The organism is Ochrobactrum sp. A-1 (assembly GCF_022488005.1).
Lineage (GTDB): Bacteria > Pseudomonadota > Alphaproteobacteria > Rhizobiales > Rhizobiaceae > Brucella.
The window spans coordinates 1,351,919-1,369,973 of sequence record NZ_JAKVQC010000007.1; the positions used below are offsets into that span (position 1 = coordinate 1,351,919).

Consider the following 18,055-nt stretch of genomic DNA (forward strand, 5'->3'; position numbering starts at 1 on the left):
GGAGCGGCTTGATCGCGCATTGAAGCGCTGATCCGACTTGTCCGTTTGAACGCATGACTGTCCAGCCGCTTACGCAGCCGCAGCGTTCCCTTTGATTACAAGCAAAACCGCCGATCCGCGTGCGGGCACTTTTCCAATGCCTTGCCGGACCTTCCCATTGGCGACGGTTTTAGATGGCGGAAAAATCCGTATGAATGCAAATTATAATTTTCAAATCCGGAAGAAATTATATATTTCTTTCATAATGCAGAATTTGGAAGCAATTTTATGGATGATATATCTGAGAATCCGAAATCCGGCGCCGCGCTTAACTCAAGTCTGGTGAAGGCCATCCATATTTTGAAAGGTCTGGCCGCCAGCACGGATGACGGTGTGCGACTGATCGATCTGGCACGGGACCTCGAACTCAGCCAGCCGTCGGCGCATCGCCTGCTGAAGACGCTGATTGCGGAAAACCTCGTTGAGCAGCTTCCCGACAAGAAAGCCTATCGTCTGTCGCTGGAGTTTTTTGCAATGGCTGCACAGGCACGCCAGCGCGACGGCATATTGAGCATTGCCCGCCCGTCACTGCTGCGGCTTTCGACCACGTTCAACGATACGGTTTTCCTGCTGGTGCGCAGCAATTTCGATGCAGTCTGCCTCGACCGGGTGGAAGGGCCGTTTCCGATCCGCTCTTATACCGGCGATATCGGCGGCAAGGTCCCACTTGGCATTGGTCAGGGCAGCCTCGCAATCCTTTCATTCCTGCCGGAAGAGGAGCGCGAGGCAATCATCCGCTTCAACATGCCCCGCATTCTGGACAAGGCCACCATCGACGAGGTCGATCTGCGTATCATGATCGAGGAAGTGCGAAACACAGGTGCCGCGACCTTCAACTTCAACATGATCGATGGCATGGCGGGTCTCGGCGTGCCTGTCCTCAACCGCGACGGTGAAGCTGTGGCGGCACTCAGCATCGGCACGCTTGCCGCGCGCCTCACCGAAAAGCGTCAGGAGACGGTGACAGAACTTCTGCGCAAGGAAGCGGCGATCATCTCGCAAAAGCTCAATCCGTTCGATCCGACGCTGCGGCACCCCAATCAGGCTTTGTTGAAATAAACGAAAGCTTTAGCTCCATTCGGCGCAACAGACTTGCTTTGTCCACAGCGGGTAAAAAGTTTGGCGATTGACTCACACACGCCGTCAGCGTTTGATCGCCGTCAGTATGGGGGTTCTGTGGGCGGAGGCAAATTATCCAAAGCAGAAAATCCATCTCTATAACGCTACAGTATTGGAGTTCTGTTGTGATCAAATCCACCAGACGGGGAATAATCCACCTTGCCTTTGCCCTTGCCGCATCGACGGCGATGGGCACGTTCGCCACCACGGCGGCACAGGCCCAGGACAAGATCCTGCTCATCATCAATGGCGCGCTTGGCGACAAGTCGTTCTTCGACAGCGCCGCCAAGGGCATGAAGATGATCAAGGACAAGTATGGCGACGACGTCGAGACCAAGATTCTCGAAATCGGCGACGATCCGACCAAATGGGAACCGGTGTTCCTCGATGCGTCGGAACAGGACTGGGACCTCATCATCGGCGGCACCTACCAGATGTCGGAAACCGTCGGTTCGGTTGCCCAGCAATATCCGGACAAGAAATACATCCTCTATGATGCGAGCGTGCCTTATGAAGAAGGCGGCTACGACAATGTCTATTCCATCCAGTACAAGCAGAACGAAGGTTCCTATCTCGGCGGCATGCTGGCGGCTTCGCTCCTGAAGGAAGGCAAGCTCGGCGATACCGGCAAGAATCTCGGCTTTCTCGGCGGCATGGACATTCCGGTCATCAATGACTTCCTCGTCGGCTACATTGCCGGTGCGCAGTCCGTGATGCCTGATGCCAAGATCGCCATTTCCTATGCCGGTTCCTTCATGGATGCCGCAAAGGGCAAGGAACTCGGTCTCGCGCAGTATCGTTCCGACGTGTCGCTCGGCTTCGTCGTCGCTTCGCAGACCGGCCTCGGTCAGCTTTCGGCTGCCAAGGAAACCGGCAAATATGTGCTCGGCGTCGATTCCGATCAGGAAGCGATCTTCAAGGACAGCGATCCGGCGATTGCCAAGCAGGTCGTCAGCTCCGTTCTGAAGAATGTCGATGTCAGCCTCCTGCAGGCCTATGAACGCTTCAAGGCTGGAGACCTGCCATTCGGCAAGGCTGAAGCACTCGGCCTCAAGGAAGGCGCTGTCGGCATCGTGCAGGACGGCAACATGGCTTCCATGGCCACGCAGGAAATGAAGGACGCCATCAAGAAGGCTTCCGACGAGATTTCCGAAGGCAAGATCACGGTTCCGACCGCATTCGGCATGAGCACCGAGGATCTCAACGCGATCCGCAACAAGGTTCGTCCCTGATCGTGGAAAATCCAGCTGAAAATATTGAAGGCGGCGATGCTATCGTCGCCTTCCGCCCAATCGTCGCCTTCCGCGATGTGAGCAAGGTCTATCCGAACGGCACGCAGGCGCTTCGCGACGTATCGTTCTCGATCCGCGCAGGCTCCATCCACGCCATTTGCGGCGAGAACGGTGCGGGCAAATCCACGCTCATGAAAATCCTGTTCGGTATCGAAAATGCCACGGCAGGCGAAATCATCGTCGATGGACAGCACATTGCGTCCTGGTCGCCGGAAGATGCCGCAGCACAAGGCATCGGCATGGTGCACCAGCATTTCTCGCTCGTGCCGACGCTGACGGTCACCGAAAATATCATTCTCGGCCATGAGCCGGTGAAAGCCGGGCTGATCGACCGCGCGGGGGCGCGCAAAATGGTTGAAGCGCTGATGCAGCAATATGATCTGCACGCCGATCCCGAAGCGATCACGGGCGCGCTTTCCGTCGCCGCCCAGCAGAAGGTCGAAATCCTGAAAGCGCTGGCGCGCCGCACGAGGCTCCTGATCCTCGACGAGCCGACCGCCGTTCTCTCTCCGCCGGAGATCGAGGAACTCATGCGCAAGCTGAAGTCGCTGCGCGATGAAGGCATTACCATCCTCTTCATTTCCCACAAGCTGAACGAAGTGCGTGAACTGGCCGAAAGCGTGACCGTATTGCGCGCCGGTGCTGTTGCAGGCACGGAAAAGCTTGCCGACGTGCCGGATGACGCCATCATGCAGATGGTCATGGGCCATGCGGTCGACATTCCGCAACGCGCCCACAAGCATGGCGCGATGAAAACCGTTCTCGACATGAAGGGTGTCACGACGAAAGCAGCCGATCCGGCAGACCGCATCAAGAATGTGGACCTGACCGTCGGCGCAGGCGAAATCGTCGGTGTCGCCGGTGTCGATGGCAGCGGCCAGCGCGGCCTCGTATCGGTGCTTTCCGGTCTTGCTGAAGCGGCCAGCGGCACGATCAGCCTCAACGGTGAGGATATGCTGCGCGCTGACACGGCAAGCTGGCGCAGACAAGGTCTTGGCTATCTGCCAGCCGACCGCTTTTCGCAAGGCGGCGCACCCGGCCTGTCTCTTGCCGAAAACGCGATAGCCGGAACGGGATCGATTACCGCCGACAAGCAGATTTTCTGGGGACCATTCCTGCGCTGGAGCGCGATCAAGGCCCGTGTCAACGGAATGATAAAGCAATATTCGGTGCGCGCAGGCGCAATTACCGAAAGGCTCGATTCCCTTTCCGGCGGCAATGCGCAAAAGCTAATCGCGGCGCGCGAACTTGCCACCAATCCGAAATTCCTGATCGCCGACCAGCCAACACGCGGCATCGACGTCTCGGCGGCAGCCTTCCTGCACCGCCGCATCGACGAAGTGGCGCAGGGTGGCTGCGCCGTGCTGCTCGTCAGCGCCGATCTTGATGAATTGCTGCGCCTGAGCGACCGCATCGTCGTTCTCTTCAACGGACGCATCGTTGCCGTTCTGGAAAACGGACCAGACATAACACCGGCTGTGCTTGGACCTTATATGCTGGGGACACGAGCATGATCCCAAAAAGTGTAACGCGTTTTTTGGATGAGATCATGCTCAAGCAGAGAGTTGCAGCGTAATGCGCAGACTGATTTCCTATCTCATTCCATTCTTCCTGACCGTTCTGGTCATCGCCGTCATCATGGCCGTGCTTCTGGTGCCACTGGCGCTGATGCAGGATAATCCGGCAGGCGTTCTCAAGACGTTTTTCCTCGGACCATTCGGCAGCATTCGCCATATGGGCAATGTGGTGGAAGCGGCGACGCCCATCATGCTGACCGGCCTTGCGATCACTATTCTTTTCCGCTCCGGCCTGTTCAATCTGGGTGCGGAAAGTGGCTTCTTCCTCGGCGCGCTCGGCGCGGTGGCGGGTGCCGTTCTGCTTCCGTCGCTCGGCTGGTTCTCGCTTCCGGTTGCCATTCTGTGCGGCGCGGTTGCTGGCAGTTTCGCCTGCACGATCCCGGCGGCGTTGCGGCTGCGTTTCGGCGCATCGGAAATGGTGACATCGCTCGTTTTGAACTATGCCTTCCTGTTTCTCGGCCTGTTCGTCCTCAACTATGTCATTCGCGATCCGGCTGCGGGCGGGATGATGTCGCTCAAGATTCCGCCGGATGCAAAGCTTGACCGTCTGCTTGCCGGTACGCGTCTCAATAGCGGTTCGATCATCGCCATTCTGGCCTGTATCGCTGGCGGCATCTGGCTTTACTGGACGCGCTCAGGTCTCAATATCCGTATCGCAGGTTCCAGTCCGGGCTTTGCCAATCATCTCGGCCTGCCGCTGAAACGCATCATCATGCGTGCCCAGATTGTCGGCGGACTGGTGGCAGGCATGGCCGGCGCGCTGGAAGTGCTCGGCCTTCATGCCCGCTTTGCCTGGCTCGATCTGCCCGGCTATGGATGGACCGGCCTCGTCGTCGCCATCCTCGCGCGCGAAAATCCGTTCCTGCTTATTCCCTCGGCTCTCTTCCTCGGCTTCGTGCAGATCGGTGGCGATCTACTGGCGCGCAACATGAACATCCCGACCGAAGTGGTGGGGCTTGTAACCGCCGCCATCATGGTAGGCGCGACGGCAAGCGTCATTCACAATCATCCGACCGTATTGCGGCTGATCCGCAACCTTCGCAATCGCGAAGGAGAACAAGCGGTAGTGCAGGCCGGAGTACAACCATGAGCATGGTTCTCGCACAAACTCTCGATCCATCCTTCATCGGCACCATCCTGCGCGTGGCAACACCTTTGCTGCTGGCAGCACTCGGCGTGATGATTTCCGACCGCGCAGGCGTCCTCAATATCGGCATGGAAGGCATGATGCTGTCGGCGGCGCTCATTGCCGTTCTGGCCAGTGCGGCCACCGGAAGCCCGGCTGTCGGCCTGCTGGCCGCGCTCATCACAGGTGCAGCTCTCGGCTGGCTGATGTCGCTTTCGGTCAACCGGCTCGGTACCGATCTTATCATGACCGGCATCGCGCTCAACATTGCCGCTGCGGCAGCAACAACGCTCGGGCTTTTTCTTGCAACGGGCGACAAGGGCATGTCCGGTGCCCTCAAAAGCGGCGCGCTGCCCAGCCTGCCGGTGCCCTTCATCGGCAATATTCATATATTGACCTTCGCAGCCCTTCTCGCCGTCCCCGCGGTCAGCCTTCTGATGATGCGCACGCGCTTCGGCCTGCATCTGCGCGCCACCGGCGTCGATCCGAAATCGGCACGCGCTGCCGGTATCCATACGGGCCGGGTGCAGATGATGGCGCTTGTCCTGTCCGGCCTCTTCGGCGGCGCAGCCGGTGCCTATCTGTCGCTCGGCTATGTCACCTGGTTTGCCCAGAACATGACCGCCGGTCGCGGTTTCATCGCCATTGCGGCGGAAGTCATGGGACAGGGCACAGCATGGGGCACGCTTGTGGCGAGCCTGGTTCTTGCGGCGGCGGAATCTTTCGCCATCACGCTTCAAAGCCTCGGACTGCCGTTCGAACTGATGCAGATGATCCCTTATCTCGTCCCGGTCGTCGTGCTGACGATCCACGCAGCGCGCCGTCAGCGGCGCGCAAAGCAACTGAAAAACTCCTGAAATGCATGATCAGAATACTGACCAGAATACTGAAATGAGAGTGAAATGAAGGCTTGGGAACTGACCCGTGATCTGCTGCGCGATACGAAACCGGTGGTGCGCACGGCAGAAGAACAGACTTGGGATGCAAGTGCCGTTATGAAGGCGCAGGACGACCTCATGGCGATGTTCTGGGAAAGCAATGTGCCGGGATCGGCAGCGCCTGAATGCCTGATGGCCGGTGCTCTGCAATCGCTGGAAAACAAGGGCTTTGTTCTTGCCCCTTATGAGGAACTTCTTCGCGATGGGCTGACGGCACTTGAACGCGGTGACTTTGAGACGCTCTATCGCATCGACATGCGCCTGCGTGTCCTGATGCGCGCCGCACGGCCTGATCCGGATCATCCGTCACAAAAGACGGTGCGTTACGGGTCGTGGGACGAATTCGACGCTACAGTTCAATGGCCTGACGATGTGCTCTATGCCGTCCAGTCCGATGATTTCCGTGACCGCACCGCAGCCGCCTGGATGGCACAGCTTGTCGGAGCTGCGGCCGGTACGGCGCTCGAAGGCTATACGGCGGAAAATATCATGGAGGTTTTCGGACCGATCCGCGATTATGTGCGCGAGCCCAACACCTATAATGACGACATCACCTTCGAGATCGCCTTTCTGGAGGCCTTCGGCGACAAGGGTTCTGCTGTGACCAGCGCCGACATTGCCGAGCGCTGGACCTCGCTGATCCCGCTTGGCTGGTCGGCAGAGGCAATCGCACTTTCCAACATGCGGCGCGGCCTCACCGCGCCTGAAACCGGCACTTGCGACAATCCGTTCGATGAATGGATCGGTGCACAGATGCGCGGCGTCATCTGCGGCATGGTCGTGCCAGGTCGCGCCCGCGAAGCCGCCCGCCTCGCCTATATGGACGCGGAAATCTCCCATGCCGGAAACGGTATTCTGGGCGAAGTTTTCAACGCCGTCATGGCAGCGCGCGCCTTTGCTGTCAGCGACACGCGCGAATTGCTGGTCTCGACGGCAGCGCTTTTCCCGACCGAAACCGAATATGGTGCGGTTCTGGCTTTCACACTCGATGCCTGCCGTTCTGCCGACAACTGGCAGGACGCATGGGCGAAATGCGACGCGGAATATGCCGAATATAACTGGATTCACGTCTATCCGAATGCAGCGGCGCAAGTGATTGCCCTGTGGTTCGGCGAAGGCGATTTCGATCGAACGCTGGAAATTGTCTGCGGGATCGGCCACGACGTTGATTGCAATGCCGCGCAGATCCTTTGCGTCATCGCCATCCAGCGCGGCTCCGGCATCATCGCTGAACAGTGGTCGAAGCCGCTTCTGGCCGACGACATCGTCACCTATATGCGCCGCCCGGCGAAAATCTCCTTCGACGCGCTTGTCGACCAGACGGTCAGTGCAGCGCGCAACGCAGTTTAAATCTTTGTCACGCTTTTTCCGAACGCAAAACCGCTTCACACTTTTGCTGGAAAAGCTTTAACGCAGAAAGCCCCTCATCATGGCCCGTAAAATCATTATCGATACCGATCCCGGTCAGGACGATGCCGTCGCCATTCTTCTGGCGCTCGCAAGCCCGGAACTCGACATTCTCGGCATCACCGCCGTTGCAGGCAACGGCCCGCTGGCACGCACGGAAATCAATGCCCGCACGATCTGCGAAGTAGCGAAGAAGCCCGAAACCAAGGTTTTCGCAGGCTCCATCCGCCCTCTGGTGCGCCCGCTCGTGACGGCTGAAAACGTCCATGGCAAGACCGGTCTCGACGGTTACGACCTACCCGCCCCGACCATGCCGCTTCAGGCGCAGCATGGCGTCGATTTCATTATCGAAACGCTGATGAAGGAAGAGTCCGGCACCGTCACGCTCTGCCCGCTCGGACCGCTGACCAACATCGCATCCGCCCTGATCCGCGAGCCGAAGATTGCTGTGCGCGTCAAGGAAATCGTGCTGATGGGTGGCGGCTATTTCGAGGGCGGCAACATCACGCCATCGGCGGAATTCAACATCTATGTTGATCCGCACGCCGCTGCGGTCGTGTTCAAATCCGGCATCAAGATCACCATGATGCCGCTTGATGTCACGCACAAAGTTCTGACCACCGAAAAGCGCATCGCCGCCATTCGCGGTATCGGCACCCATGTTGGCGAAGTCGTCGCGGCATGGCTCGAATTCTTCGAGCGTTATGACGAAGCCAAGTACGGCACCGATGGCGGCCCGCTGCACGACCCGAACGTCATCGCCTATCTCATCAAGCCGGAACTCTATTCCGGACGGGAATGCAATGTGGAAATCGAGATCAACTCGGAGCTGACCATCGGCGAAACAGTCGTCGACTGGTGGGAAGTAACTGACCGCCCGAAGAACGCGCTTTTCATCAAGGATGTGGATGCAGACGGCTTCTTCAGCCTGCTGACCGAACGTCTCGCAACGCTCTAAATCACAAAATAGCCATAAAAAAGCCGCGAGCGTCTTATTATCGCGGCTTCGTCGCCATGTTTGACAAGAGGTTTTTGCGCAGTTTTCTGCTCAAAATGAGCGAAACTGGCGCAAAATGCCCCCGATCTTCACTTCGTCACAATTTGCAAAGCCGGGATCAATTCTGGCTTTGCAAAAGTGTCGCCACTTCAGCCGCAGTCGGTGCAGCCGCGCCAGCACCCGGTCTCGTGACCGCAATTGCACCCGCTGCCGAACCATACCGTACGCAATCATGCAAGGACTGGCCCTGCGAGAAGGCGACCGCGAAACCACCGTTGAAACTGTCACCGGCAGCAACCGTATCCACCACCTGAACCTTGAACGGCGCGAAGTGCTTCACCTCATCCGCCGTCACCAGCAATGCACCACGGCTTCCGAGCTTGACGATGACTGTCTTCGGCCCGCGCTCCAGAAGATTGCGCGCGGCAGCTTCCGCCGAAGCAAGATCGGTCGGTTCGATACCGGTAATTTCAGCAGCCTCAGTCTCGTTGGGAGAGATAATGTCGCTGAGCGCAATCAGGTCCGCCATGCGGCTTGCGTCGCCGACGGGCGCCGGATCAAGCAAAACACTGCCGCCTGCCGCACGCGCCGCCTTTGCCACGGCCAGATTGGCTTCATGGGGAACTTCGCGCTGCAACAGCGTAATCTTCGCCTTGGCAATGTCGGCGGCATAGGCATCAATGTCGGCAGCCGACCAGCGCGCATTGGCACCAGCGCAAACAGCAATCGTGTTCTGTCCGGCTTCCTCAACCTGAATGATCGCGATGCCCGTATCGACGCCGTCAATCACGCGCACGCTTCCGGTGTTGAGGCCAAATTCCTGCATCTGCTTTACGGCCAGTTCGCCGAAAGCATCGTTGCCGACAGCGCCGACGAAGCGAATGTCGCCGCCAAGCTTGGCGACCGCAACCGCCTGATTGGCACCCTTGCCACCCAGGCCAATACCATAGCCCGATGCATTCACGGTCTGCCCCGGACGCGGCAGCGCGGCCATCCGGGCGCTGACATCCACATTCACACTGCCGAAAATAAAAATCTTCAACGGTTTTCTCCATCGTTTTGTCGCCGCACAATAGCCGCGCCGAAACAAAACTTCCACGCCGGGCTTCTCCCCATGCACAGAGAGAAAAAAGCCGCGGATTTCTCCGCGGCTTCATCATAGGACCCATTCAGAAGGATCATTCAGCCTTCAGGAACTCCCCCACTTCCAGCAGGACGAATTCATTGTCATCGACCTTGTCGAGGAAACGGCCAGCCGAGAACGGCAGATTGTTGTCATTGCCGACCACGATATGCGTGTCGTCCACCCGATCCACATTCTCGATGGTCAGAAACGGCATGTCGTAAATGCCTTCTCTTCCGCCCTGACGGCGCTTGTTTTCCGGGTCGGCGATAGCGAGCAGATCGATATAGCCGATCTTGCGCACTTCCTTGCCGACATTGCTATCGTCGAAAGCGATCTTGTAGATGCGCTTCACCTTCGACGGCACATCGAAACAATCGGCCTGCGGCTTCTTCGGATCGGCGCAAGCCTTGTCCGCCGTGCCGACGCCATTGTCGCGCTCGATGACCAGCGCCGTGGTTTCATCCAGCATATTGAAGTCGCCGATGGCTTCACCACCCTCGGCCAGCGGATAGAGCCAGGAGCGGCCCGTCCACTTCTTGTCGGCGACATTGAACTCGATGACGCGCAAGCCCGTCTTGCCGCTTTCGGTCTTTTCTGGCGCACCATCGACGAAAAGCGGACCTTCCAGAAGACCATAAAGCTTCGAGCCGTCCTTAGACATGGCAAGCCCCTCGAAGCCGCCGGAGCGCTTCAGATTGTAAGACGGCAGTTTGAGGCTCGGATTGGCAGGCAAAGCAAGTTTCGGATTGTCCGGTGACACCACTTCCGTCTCGCCGACGAAAGTCGGGATGACGTCGGTCAGCTTGCCGTCCGTGTCGAATTTCAGCAGGAAGGGGCCGAATTCCTCCCCAACCCAGAAGCCGTCCGCCACCGGCTGGATGGATTCCACGTCGAAGTCGGCGCCGGTCAGATAGCGCTTTTCCGCGCCTTCCATGACGATGGGGAACGGAGCCTTCCTGTCCGGATCGCTGAGGAAGACGGTCTTGACGCGCTCTACCGTTCCCTTTTCCCAGTCGAACTTGACATTGTGCAGCATCAGCATGGCATCCGGCGAATTGAGCTTGGAGCCGAAACCATTGTCGGACAGCGACCAGAAGCTGCCGTCTTCCATGGTCTTGATGCCGGAAAAGCCCTGTACCGGCTGGCCGTCGAACGGCACTGAAAGGCCGCTCTTGCGCACGCCGTCCTTGCCTTCAACAGTGCCTATGCCTTCAGCGCGCTTGCGGTCGGCGGTGGTAAACTTGCCCGATGTCTTCAGATGTTCAGCCGCATCATCCGGCGCAGCGATGATCGTGTTGCTAGGCAGGATGGCATGAGCCTTCAGCGTGGCCGGAAAAGCTTTTTCTTCAGCGGAGGCTGGAAACGCCAATGCGACGGCACCGGCAAGCATGGTCGAGGCGACGAGACGCGATATCATGATAAGTCCCCGTTGGAATTCAAATACAGGAACGGAATTAGGCTGGCTTTGTATCGCTGGCTTGACGCTTCCATGAAGCTTTGACGAAGGTCCCCAGCTTTCACTGGGGGCCGTACGCAATTTATTTGTCTTACGCATGTCTTTACCCGAAACCGGTTTCCAACTTCGGGAGACATGCTGTGTCAGACAGCGATCTTGCCGCCGCCCTGTTTCGTGATTGCCACCACGGCAGGCCGCACCGGCATATCGTCCTTGAAGTCCGGCCAGCGGGTGGATAGGTCCTCGTAATAGGACGGACGGCCATGACCGTCCCAATCCTCGCCGCCGTCGCCCGGATGCTGTACGGCAACAAAAGCCGTCTCATCATCGGGTGCAAACAGCGGACCGCACATCTCTGCCCCCACTGGCACGCGGTAGAACAGTTTCGAGGTCGCGCGCGCATCGCCCTCGGTGTCAACTGCCCAAAGCCCGTCGGTGCGGCCTGTATCCTTGTTGCTGTTGCCATCGGTTGCGACCCAAAGCCGACCAGCGCTGTCGACGGCAGCGTTGTCCGGCATGCCGAACCAGCCATTGCGCGTCGTATCGGTGGAGAAGCTGGCACCAACTTCGGCCACGCTTGGATCGCCGCATTTCAGCAGCACTTCCCACTTGCCCGTCGTGGCGGCAAAATCCTGCCCGTCTTCCTCGATCTCGATGATATGGCCGAAGGCGTTCTTGGCGCGCGGATTGGCGGCATCCACCTGATCGTCCTTGCGCTTCGTGTTGTTGGTGAGCATGACATAAACACGGCCATTGACCGGGCTCGGCTGCACGTCTTCCGGGCGGTCCATCTTGGTGGCGCCGAGAAGATCGCCCGCGCGGCGGGTTTCGATCAGCACGTCGGCCTGACTTTTGAAGCCGTTCTGCTCGGTCAGCGGCCCTTGGCCAAACACCAGCGGCATCCACTCCACCTTGCCATCCTCATGGAATTTGGCCACGTGAAGCGTGCCTTCATCCAGCAGGTTCATATTGGCAGCGCGATCATCCGGGTTGAATTTGCCCGCCGTCACGAACTTGTAGACATAGTCGAAGCGTTCGTCGTCACCCAGATAGAAGACCACACGCCCATCCTTGTTGACGATGGATTCCGCCCCTTCATGCTTGAAACGGCCAAGCGCGGTTCGCTTCTTCGGCACGGAGTTCGGATCGGACACATCGACCTCGACAATCCAGCCGAAGCGGTTCGGTTCATTCGGTTCCTTGGAAACGTCGAAACGGTCGTAGAAACGTCCCCATTCATAAGCGCCTTCCGGAATGCCCATGCGTTTGTAATTGGCTGTCTCCGCATGACCTTCCGGCAATTCGCCGATGAAATAGCCATGGATGTTTTCCTCGGCCATGATGTAGGTGCCCCACGGCGTGACGCCGCCTGCGCAATTGTTGACAGTGCCGAAAACCTTGGTGCCGGATGGATCGGCATTGGTCTTGACGCGATCATGACCGGCCACGGGACCGCTCAGCGCCATCTCGGTATTGGAGGTGATGCGGCGGTTGTTTGCACCGTCGAGCACCGGCTGCCACTTGCCGCCCTGCTTGCGGATTTCGACAATCGTGCCGCCATGGGCAGCCATTTCGATATCCACCTGTTCCTTCGAGAGCGGAGCCTGCTCCACCTTGCCGTCGACGATCTTGACGAGGCCAGGGAACATCAGGTGCGGATTGGTATATTCGTGATTGACCACAAGGAAGCCATGTTCGGGCGAACCCTCAATGGCGATATAGCCGACATAATCGTTGTTGTAGCCGAACTGGCGCGCCTGCGCCTCGGCTGACTGTTTGGTCGGATCGAATTCCGGCGCATCGGCGAAAAGCCTGTCGCCCCAGCGCAAAAGCACATCAGCATCATAGCCTTCCGCGACATGATGATGGGCATCCACACCGGCCTCGACCTCCTTGAAGGAAAAGGCCGAACCGGATGCGGCGCGCGCATCACCGGCACTCATGAGGGCGAGCGGGCTGACCGTTGCCGCAATAGCCGAGACAGCGAGGGATCCGCGCAGAAAGCCACGGCGGGAAAAGCGGCGGCTGATTATTTCGCCCATGGTTGGGTTATCGGACGGATTGCGCGGGTCGGCATCTGCTTCTTCCAACTGGCTGGTCTTAAACAGACTTTGCTGGGAAAGATTCTCTGACATTGCTGGCTCCTATCGAACAGTGGAGTTGCAAATTAGAAGCACTTGATGACAGCCGGACGACATTGTCACTACACTTGCATTAGGTCTAGCCACTGCGGAAACCTGCCGGGAATTTTTTACCCGGTCCATAGAATAATTTTGCTGGCAAATGCGCTTTCCGATAAAACCACCCCGGTTTCTTCCATTGAGGGGTTGGCGATGACCGACATGACGGCCGCACGGCGCAATATTATTATCTTGACGATTGCACAGGCATTGGGTGCTTCCAGCCCGCCCATCGTGATTTCGCTTGGTGGTCTGGTGGGCCAGAAACTGTCTTCCGATCCGGCGCTCGTTACGCTTCCCGTCAGCCTGTTCAATCTCGGCCTTGCGCTCGGCACGCTGCCTGCCGCTTTCTTCATGCGCCAATTCGGACGCCGCAATGCCTATATGCTGGGCGCGCTTGTCGGCGCCTCGGCAGGTGTGATCGCAGCCGCAGGTATTTTTGCCTCCTCCTTCGTCATCTTCTGTCTGGGCACGCTGACAGCCGGTTTCTACGCCGCCTATGTTCAGAGCTATCGTTTTGCGGCCACCGATGCGGCAACCGGCGACATGAAGGCGCGCGCCATCTCATGGGTCATGGTGGGTGGGCTCGTTGCGGCAATCGTCGGGCCTCAGCTCGTCATCTGGACACGCGATACCATTCCGGGTGCGATGTTTGCAGGCAGTTTCCTCAGCCAGGCGGTTCTGGGGCTCCTCGCCCTCCCCGTCCTTTTCATGCTGCGCGCACCGAAAATCCGGAAAGATCCGAACGCTATCCATGATACAGGCCGCCCGCTTGGCGAAATTCTCCGTTCGCCGCGCTTCATTCTTTCGGTGGCTGCCGGTGTCTGTTCCTATGCGCTGATGACTTTCGTGATGACGGCTGCGCCCATCGCCATGGTCGGCCATGGCCATTCCGTTGATCATGCAGCCCTTGGCATCCAGTGGCATGTGCTCGCCATGTTCGCGCCAAGCTTCTTCACCGGAAAGCTCATCACCCGTTTCGGCAAGGAAAAGATAACCGCGCTCGGTCTGGTTTTGATCGCATTCTCCGCCATCATTGCATTGGGCGGCTTTGATGTCGGCCATTTCTGGGGTGCGCTGATCTTCCTCGGCATCGGCTGGAATTTCGGCTTTATCGGCGCGACCGCCATGGTGACCGACTGCCACACACCGGCGGAACGCGGCAAGGCACAGGGCGCCAATGATTTCATCATGTTCGGCACCGTGGCCTGCGCTTCGTTCTTTGCAGGCTCGCTGCTGCATTCTTCAGGCTGGGAAACCATCAACTGGCTGGTCTTCCCGATTGTCGCCCTTGTTCTGGTGCCGCTTATCCTGCGTCTGAAGCCGAAAGGGGCGGCCGCAGAAATCTGAAAGATCAGAAGCCCTGCTCTTTCATCCAGAGCCTGCCGCCTTCGGACACTGCGTCATAAACCGCACCACCGAGGGCGGCCCCGATATCCGTATGCAAGCCAGCATATGATGGCGCCTCTCCAGTCTGCCCATGTGGAGTTGAAACGGCGATGCAATCCGTTCCGGTGCCCGTTGCAGCTCTGCCGCCGACAGTGAGGCCAAGTTCGATAATGGCAGCGGTGCGGGCTTCGGCTGCAATCGACATCGCCTCTATATGGGCGGCGACCGACAAGGGCCTGTTGATGTGAACCAGAAGATTGATGGTTCCGGCTGGCATCTTCAACTGCGAGAGTTCACCAACCCTCCCCGCATTCGACAGGCCGACAGTGGCTAGGCAGGCGGCATGTGCTTCGCCGGAGCGCCGCGTTGCGACATGATGCTTTTGCACGCTACGCGAGGTCATCATCTGCACCGCTTCGCCATAACCGGCCTGTGCCAGTCTTTCCTGCAATAAGACTGCCGGATCGACATCCAGCGTCAGATCGTCATTGCGCACTTCCAGCCAGGCGACGGACTGCGCCGAGACGAAACCCGGACGTGTCAGTGACCAGTTCAGAATGTTTTGCCGGTCTGGAAATTCAGCCGCGAGCACCGGGCCGGAACAATGGATCGTAAAAGGCAGCATGACCAACCTATCGCAGATCGCTGCGGAGTTCGCGACCAGCGCCTTCCAGCCATCCACAAGACTGCCCATAGGACTGGGATGTTGGAATGGGACCGGCGCGGCTATAAAGCACGCCTTCGTGACTTGGCCACGGTTTCACAAGACGGTATCTATCTGCGAATATTGTTTCGCGCGTCACGGAAACGGACAAGCGGTTTGCTCTGGATTGGGACATGATTAACGATCTCACCGATGAGATATTCTGGATATTCACCATCGGGTGCTGCATCCTTTTTATCATGCGCCTTCTTTCGCCTCCCCCGCGTCATAAGGTCGATCAAACACAAGACCTGACTGCATTGCGCCCTCGCCGCCGTTCACGTCGCCGTCGCTTTCAGACACCGGACTGATTTTAAGCCTGCTGACTACATCAAGCTTAAAAGCGTCAATCCTTCGTAAGCTGTTCCGGCATTCGCCTTATAGCCCTGGCGTCAATTGCCGTTATGAAGCGCCAAGTTCAGTGATTATTTAATCGATCACACCGCTGAAAGACGCTGCCAAACAATCCGCTTAGGCCACAGTTCTCTGGGTAACCGGGGCATATTTGTTGGCAGTTCTTTTGATTTTGAGTCGAAGTCAGAAATATCAAACACTGTGCATATCGCGAGTTTCGCATCGATATTTCATGCCTATGGGATTCCTGATTTTGGCAAATCATGATTCTCTGTTGAGATGCCGAAGAGAACGCTTCCCTCGCCCAAGCATGCTGATACGCTTTCACTGAATGCGTTGCGCAGTCTGGTCACAGGTCTGGTTGAGAAAGCAGAACATGCAGAGGCTCGGCTTGAGAGACTGGAAGCTGAGAATGCAGCACTCCGTAAGGAGAATGCCGAGCTTCGTCTGGAAAACACCCAGCTTAAAGTCGAGAATCAACTGCTTCGCGATGAAATTGCGCGGCTGAAAAACCTGCCACCACGACCACCGTTCAAACCGTCAGGCATGGACAAGGCCACAGACGCGAAGGCGCAGGATAAACAGCCAAGCAAAAAGAAACCACGTGGACCAAAACGGGATGTCGAACGCGTTGACCGTGATGTTGTTCTTCATGCCAATGCTCCGGCTGGATCACGCTTTAAAGGTTACAAAAGCTGTTACGTTCGGGATGTGGTTTTGCGCGCTGAGATTATTCATTACCGGCGCGAATGTTGGGTGACACCGGACGGTAAAACAATTCTTGCGCCGCTGCCTACAGGAATCGTCGGAGGTTACGGACCTAATCTGCGGCGGCTCTGTTTCATGCTGCACGCACAGGGCCAGGTGACGATGGAACGACTATCGACGCTGTTGAACGATATCGGCGTGGACATCTCGAAACGACAGGTTGTTCGTCTGCTGACAAAGAAGATGGATGGGTTTGTGGCTGAAGATGCGGCAGTTCTATATGCTGGTCTGGTGTCAGCCGCCTATGTGACGGTCGACGACACCGGTGCCCGACATGCCCGCGATAGCTTCTATACTACTCATATCGGCAACGCGCATTTTAGCGTCTTTCGAACCACAAAGACGAAATCACGGCTGAACTTTCTCGCTCTGCTACGCGGTAATTACCGGGATTATGTTCTCAACGATGCGGCTTTTGATTATTTGCTGGCCCGTAACACCGATCCTGCAATCATAGCGCTCTTGCGAACCCGCAAACCACAGCACTTTCCCAATCAGGTGCCGTTTCTTGAGCATCTGCTCAGCAACGGCGTTGATATCTTCGACAAAGATGTACTTCGAATTGTCAGCGAAGCTGGTCTATGGGGAGCTATCCGATATCACGGGCTTATGGGCAATACGGTGATTGTCTCTGACGATGCGGGGCAGTTCCGGGTGGGAGACCATGCCCTGTGCTGGGTGCATGCTGAACGCTTGTTGCACAAGCTGATGCCAGCAAAACCACAGCAGATGGAACATGTCGAAATGCTGCGCAAACTCATCTGGCTCTTTTACAAGCTTTTGAAAGACTTTGCCCGAAGTCCCAGCCGACGTGCAGCTCAGGCCCTTGAAGTCAGGTTCGATCGGATCTTTTCCATCCGCACCGGATATACTGATCTGGATAAGCTTCTGGCACGCTTACTGCGTCGTAAACAGGAATTGCTGAAAGTTCTCGAACGACCAGAAATCCCGTTGCACACCAATGCTTCCGAGAATGATCTGCGCAGCTGCGTCACTAAACGAAAAATCTCCGGCGGCACCATGAGCCGGGATGGACGTATCGCCCGCGATACCATGCTGGGTCTTATGAAGACCTGCAAGAAACTCGGGCTTTCCTTCTGGCACTACCTCGGCGACCGGCTTGGCGTGCCCACTCAACGGCCAACGACCCCGGAGCTTGCAGCTCTCATTATCGCAAAAGCCTGATCCTACTTACTTACGACGGCCAGGCTTTGAGAATGGGACCACCTGCCCTGCTCTTGTTGGTGCTTTACCATAATATGACCGCCCGTTAAGCTCAGTAACGACGGTGAAACATTCCACTGTTTGTCGTCATCCGTGTGCACCGTCACTGTCTTGCGATTGCGACGAATAACAAAGCCTCGAACCATCGTACCATCTGGCCCTTCAAACATCACGCCACTGCCGAGCTTGATCTCCTGCAGCACAGCGGCTGTCTTTTGTTGATGGAGAAACTGCAATCGCTCAACGATGCGACGGTTCAGTGCCGTCAACATGTCTTCATCCAAACTATCAATATCGAGCTCTATCATCCGCGCCTTCTTCAAAATGCAATTGTAAGCAATCTTCTGTCAAAGACCGGAT

Annotated in this window: 14 protein-coding genes and 1 pseudogene; 10 read left to right on the forward strand and 5 right to left on the reverse strand. The window is 57.5% G+C overall.

The features are described 5' to 3' along the window. The first annotated feature begins 267 nt into the window (after positions 1 to 267). The 7 genes from MKS82_RS24695 (at position 268) to MKS82_RS24725 (ending at position 8,456) form a co-directional block, all read left to right on the forward strand. Positions 268 to 1,098, forward strand: coding sequence for an IclR family transcriptional regulator (locus tag MKS82_RS24695; RefSeq protein ID WP_109988233.1), 831 nt, complete (start codon positions 268 to 270; stop codon positions 1,096 to 1,098). A gap of 185 nt (positions 1,099 to 1,283) precedes the next feature. Beyond that, positions 1,284 to 2,390, forward strand: a complete 1,107-nt coding sequence (locus MKS82_RS24700; protein WP_010660552.1) for a BMP family ABC transporter substrate-binding protein — start codon at positions 1,284 to 1,286, stop codon at positions 2,388 to 2,390. A 2-nt stretch (positions 2,391 to 2,392) separates the two neighbouring features. After that, on the forward strand, positions 2,393 to 3,964 hold the full coding sequence (locus MKS82_RS24705) for an ABC transporter ATP-binding protein (protein ID WP_109988232.1): 1,572 nt from the start codon (positions 2,393 to 2,395) through the stop codon (positions 3,962 to 3,964). 61 nt (positions 3,965 to 4,025) lie between these two features. Further along, positions 4,026 to 5,117, forward strand: coding sequence for an ABC transporter permease (locus MKS82_RS24710; RefSeq protein ID WP_109988231.1), 1,092 nt, complete (start codon positions 4,026 to 4,028; stop codon positions 5,115 to 5,117). Beyond that, positions 5,114 to 6,010 (forward strand): ABC transporter permease, encoded by an 897-nt coding sequence (locus tag MKS82_RS24715; RefSeq protein ID WP_240579446.1) that lies wholly within the window; start codon positions 5,114 to 5,116, stop codon positions 6,008 to 6,010. Before MKS82_RS24710 ends, MKS82_RS24715 begins: the two co-directional genes overlap by 4 nt. Before the next feature lie 45 nt (positions 6,011 to 6,055). Then, entirely contained in the window at positions 6,056 to 7,441 is a 1,386-nt protein-coding gene (locus MKS82_RS24720; protein ID WP_240579447.1) for an ADP-ribosylglycohydrolase family protein, read from the forward strand. 79 nt (positions 7,442 to 7,520) lie between these two features. Next, positions 7,521 to 8,456 carry a nucleoside hydrolase gene (locus MKS82_RS24725; protein ID WP_109988229.1) on the forward strand — a complete coding sequence of 312 codons (936 nt, stop codon included), beginning with the start codon at positions 7,521 to 7,523 and terminating at the stop codon, positions 8,454 to 8,456. Between the two features lie 157 nt (positions 8,457 to 8,613). Here the strand turns inward: MKS82_RS24725 and rbsK are convergent, their stop codons facing one another. The 3 genes from rbsK to MKS82_RS24740 all read right to left on the reverse strand — a co-directional run bounded on the left by rbsK (position 8,614) and on the right by MKS82_RS24740 (position 13,212). Then, positions 8,614 to 9,489: a ribokinase gene (gene rbsK / locus MKS82_RS24730; RefSeq protein WP_240579508.1), complete on the reverse strand. Its 876-nt coding sequence runs from the start codon at positions 9,487 to 9,489 to the stop codon at positions 8,614 to 8,616. 184 nt (positions 9,490 to 9,673) lie between these two features. Then, positions 9,674 to 11,038: an esterase-like activity of phytase family protein gene (locus MKS82_RS24735; RefSeq protein WP_181394298.1), complete on the reverse strand. Its 1,365-nt coding sequence runs from the start codon at positions 11,036 to 11,038 to the stop codon at positions 9,674 to 9,676. A gap of 182 nt (positions 11,039 to 11,220) precedes the next feature. After that, positions 11,221 to 13,212 carry a PhoX family protein gene (locus tag MKS82_RS24740; RefSeq protein ID WP_240579448.1) on the reverse strand — a complete coding sequence of 664 codons (1,992 nt, stop codon included), beginning with the start codon at positions 13,210 to 13,212 and terminating at the stop codon, positions 11,221 to 11,223. 198 nt (positions 13,213 to 13,410) lie between these two features. Between MKS82_RS24740 and MKS82_RS24745 the strand changes: the two genes are divergently transcribed. Then, a complete protein-coding gene (locus tag MKS82_RS24745; protein ID WP_109988324.1) occupies positions 13,411 to 14,607 on the forward strand; it encodes an MFS transporter in 1,197 nt (398 codons plus the stop codon). Between the two features lie 4 nt (positions 14,608 to 14,611). On the opposite strand, the gene MKS82_RS24750 is transcribed toward MKS82_RS24745, so the two are convergent. Next, entirely contained in the window at positions 14,612 to 15,340 is a 729-nt protein-coding gene (locus MKS82_RS24750) for an adenosylcobinamide amidohydrolase (protein WP_240579449.1), read from the reverse strand. Positions 15,341 to 15,483: 143 nt separating this feature from the next. Here MKS82_RS24750 and MKS82_RS24755 point away from each other — a divergent pair, with 143 nt between their 5' ends. Both MKS82_RS24755 and MKS82_RS24760 read left to right on the forward strand, forming a co-directional pair. Further along, positions 15,484 to 15,660 carry a hypothetical protein gene (locus MKS82_RS24755; protein ID WP_176038438.1) on the forward strand — a complete coding sequence of 59 codons (177 nt, stop codon included), beginning with the start codon at positions 15,484 to 15,486 and terminating at the stop codon, positions 15,658 to 15,660. 322 nt (positions 15,661 to 15,982) lie between these two features. Further along, positions 15,983 to 17,656: an IS66 family transposase gene (locus MKS82_RS24760; RefSeq protein ID WP_240578209.1), complete on the forward strand. Its 1,674-nt coding sequence runs from the start codon at positions 15,983 to 15,985 to the stop codon at positions 17,654 to 17,656. 6 nt (positions 17,657 to 17,662) lie between these two features. Here the strand turns inward: MKS82_RS24760 and MKS82_RS24765 are convergent. Continuing rightward, positions 17,663 to 18,003: pseudogene (locus MKS82_RS24765) on the reverse strand (hypothetical protein). Positions 18,004 to 18,055 lie beyond the last annotated feature (52 nt).

Bases quoted from the DNA above. Each gene is read 5' to 3' on its own strand.
- MKS82_RS24695 (WP_109988233.1), top strand. From the start codon at position 268: ATGGATGATATATCTGAGAATCCGAAATCCGGCGCCGCGCTTAACTCA.
- MKS82_RS24710 (WP_109988231.1), top strand. From the start codon at position 4,026: ATGCGCAGACTGATTTCCTATCTCATTCCATTCTTCCTGACCGTTCTG.
- MKS82_RS24715 (WP_240579446.1), top strand. From the start codon at position 5,114: ATGAGCATGGTTCTCGCACAAACTCTCGATCCATCCTTCATCGGCACC.
- MKS82_RS24720 (WP_240579447.1), top strand. From the start codon at position 6,056: ATGAAGGCTTGGGAACTGACCCGTGATCTGCTGCGCGATACGAAACCG.
- MKS82_RS24725 (WP_109988229.1), top strand. From the start codon at position 7,521: ATGGCCCGTAAAATCATTATCGATACCGATCCCGGTCAGGACGATGCC.
- rbsK (WP_240579508.1), bottom strand. From the start codon at position 9,489: ATGGCCGCGCTGCCGCGTCCGGGGCAGACCGTGAATGCATCGGGCTAT.
- MKS82_RS24735 (WP_181394298.1), bottom strand. From the start codon at position 11,038: ATGATATCGCGTCTCGTCGCCTCGACCATGCTTGCCGGTGCCGTCGCA.
- MKS82_RS24740 (WP_240579448.1), bottom strand. From the start codon at position 13,212: ATGTCAGAGAATCTTTCCCAGCAAAGTCTGTTTAAGACCAGCCAGTTG.
- MKS82_RS24745 (WP_109988324.1), top strand. From the start codon at position 13,411: ATGACCGACATGACGGCCGCACGGCGCAATATTATTATCTTGACGATT.
- MKS82_RS24750 (WP_240579449.1), bottom strand. From the start codon at position 15,340: ATGGGCAGTCTTGTGGATGGCTGGAAGGCGCTGGTCGCGAACTCCGCA.
- MKS82_RS24755 (WP_176038438.1), top strand. From the start codon at position 15,484: ATGATTAACGATCTCACCGATGAGATATTCTGGATATTCACCATCGGG.
- MKS82_RS24760 (WP_240578209.1), top strand. From the start codon at position 15,983: ATGCCGAAGAGAACGCTTCCCTCGCCCAAGCATGCTGATACGCTTTCA.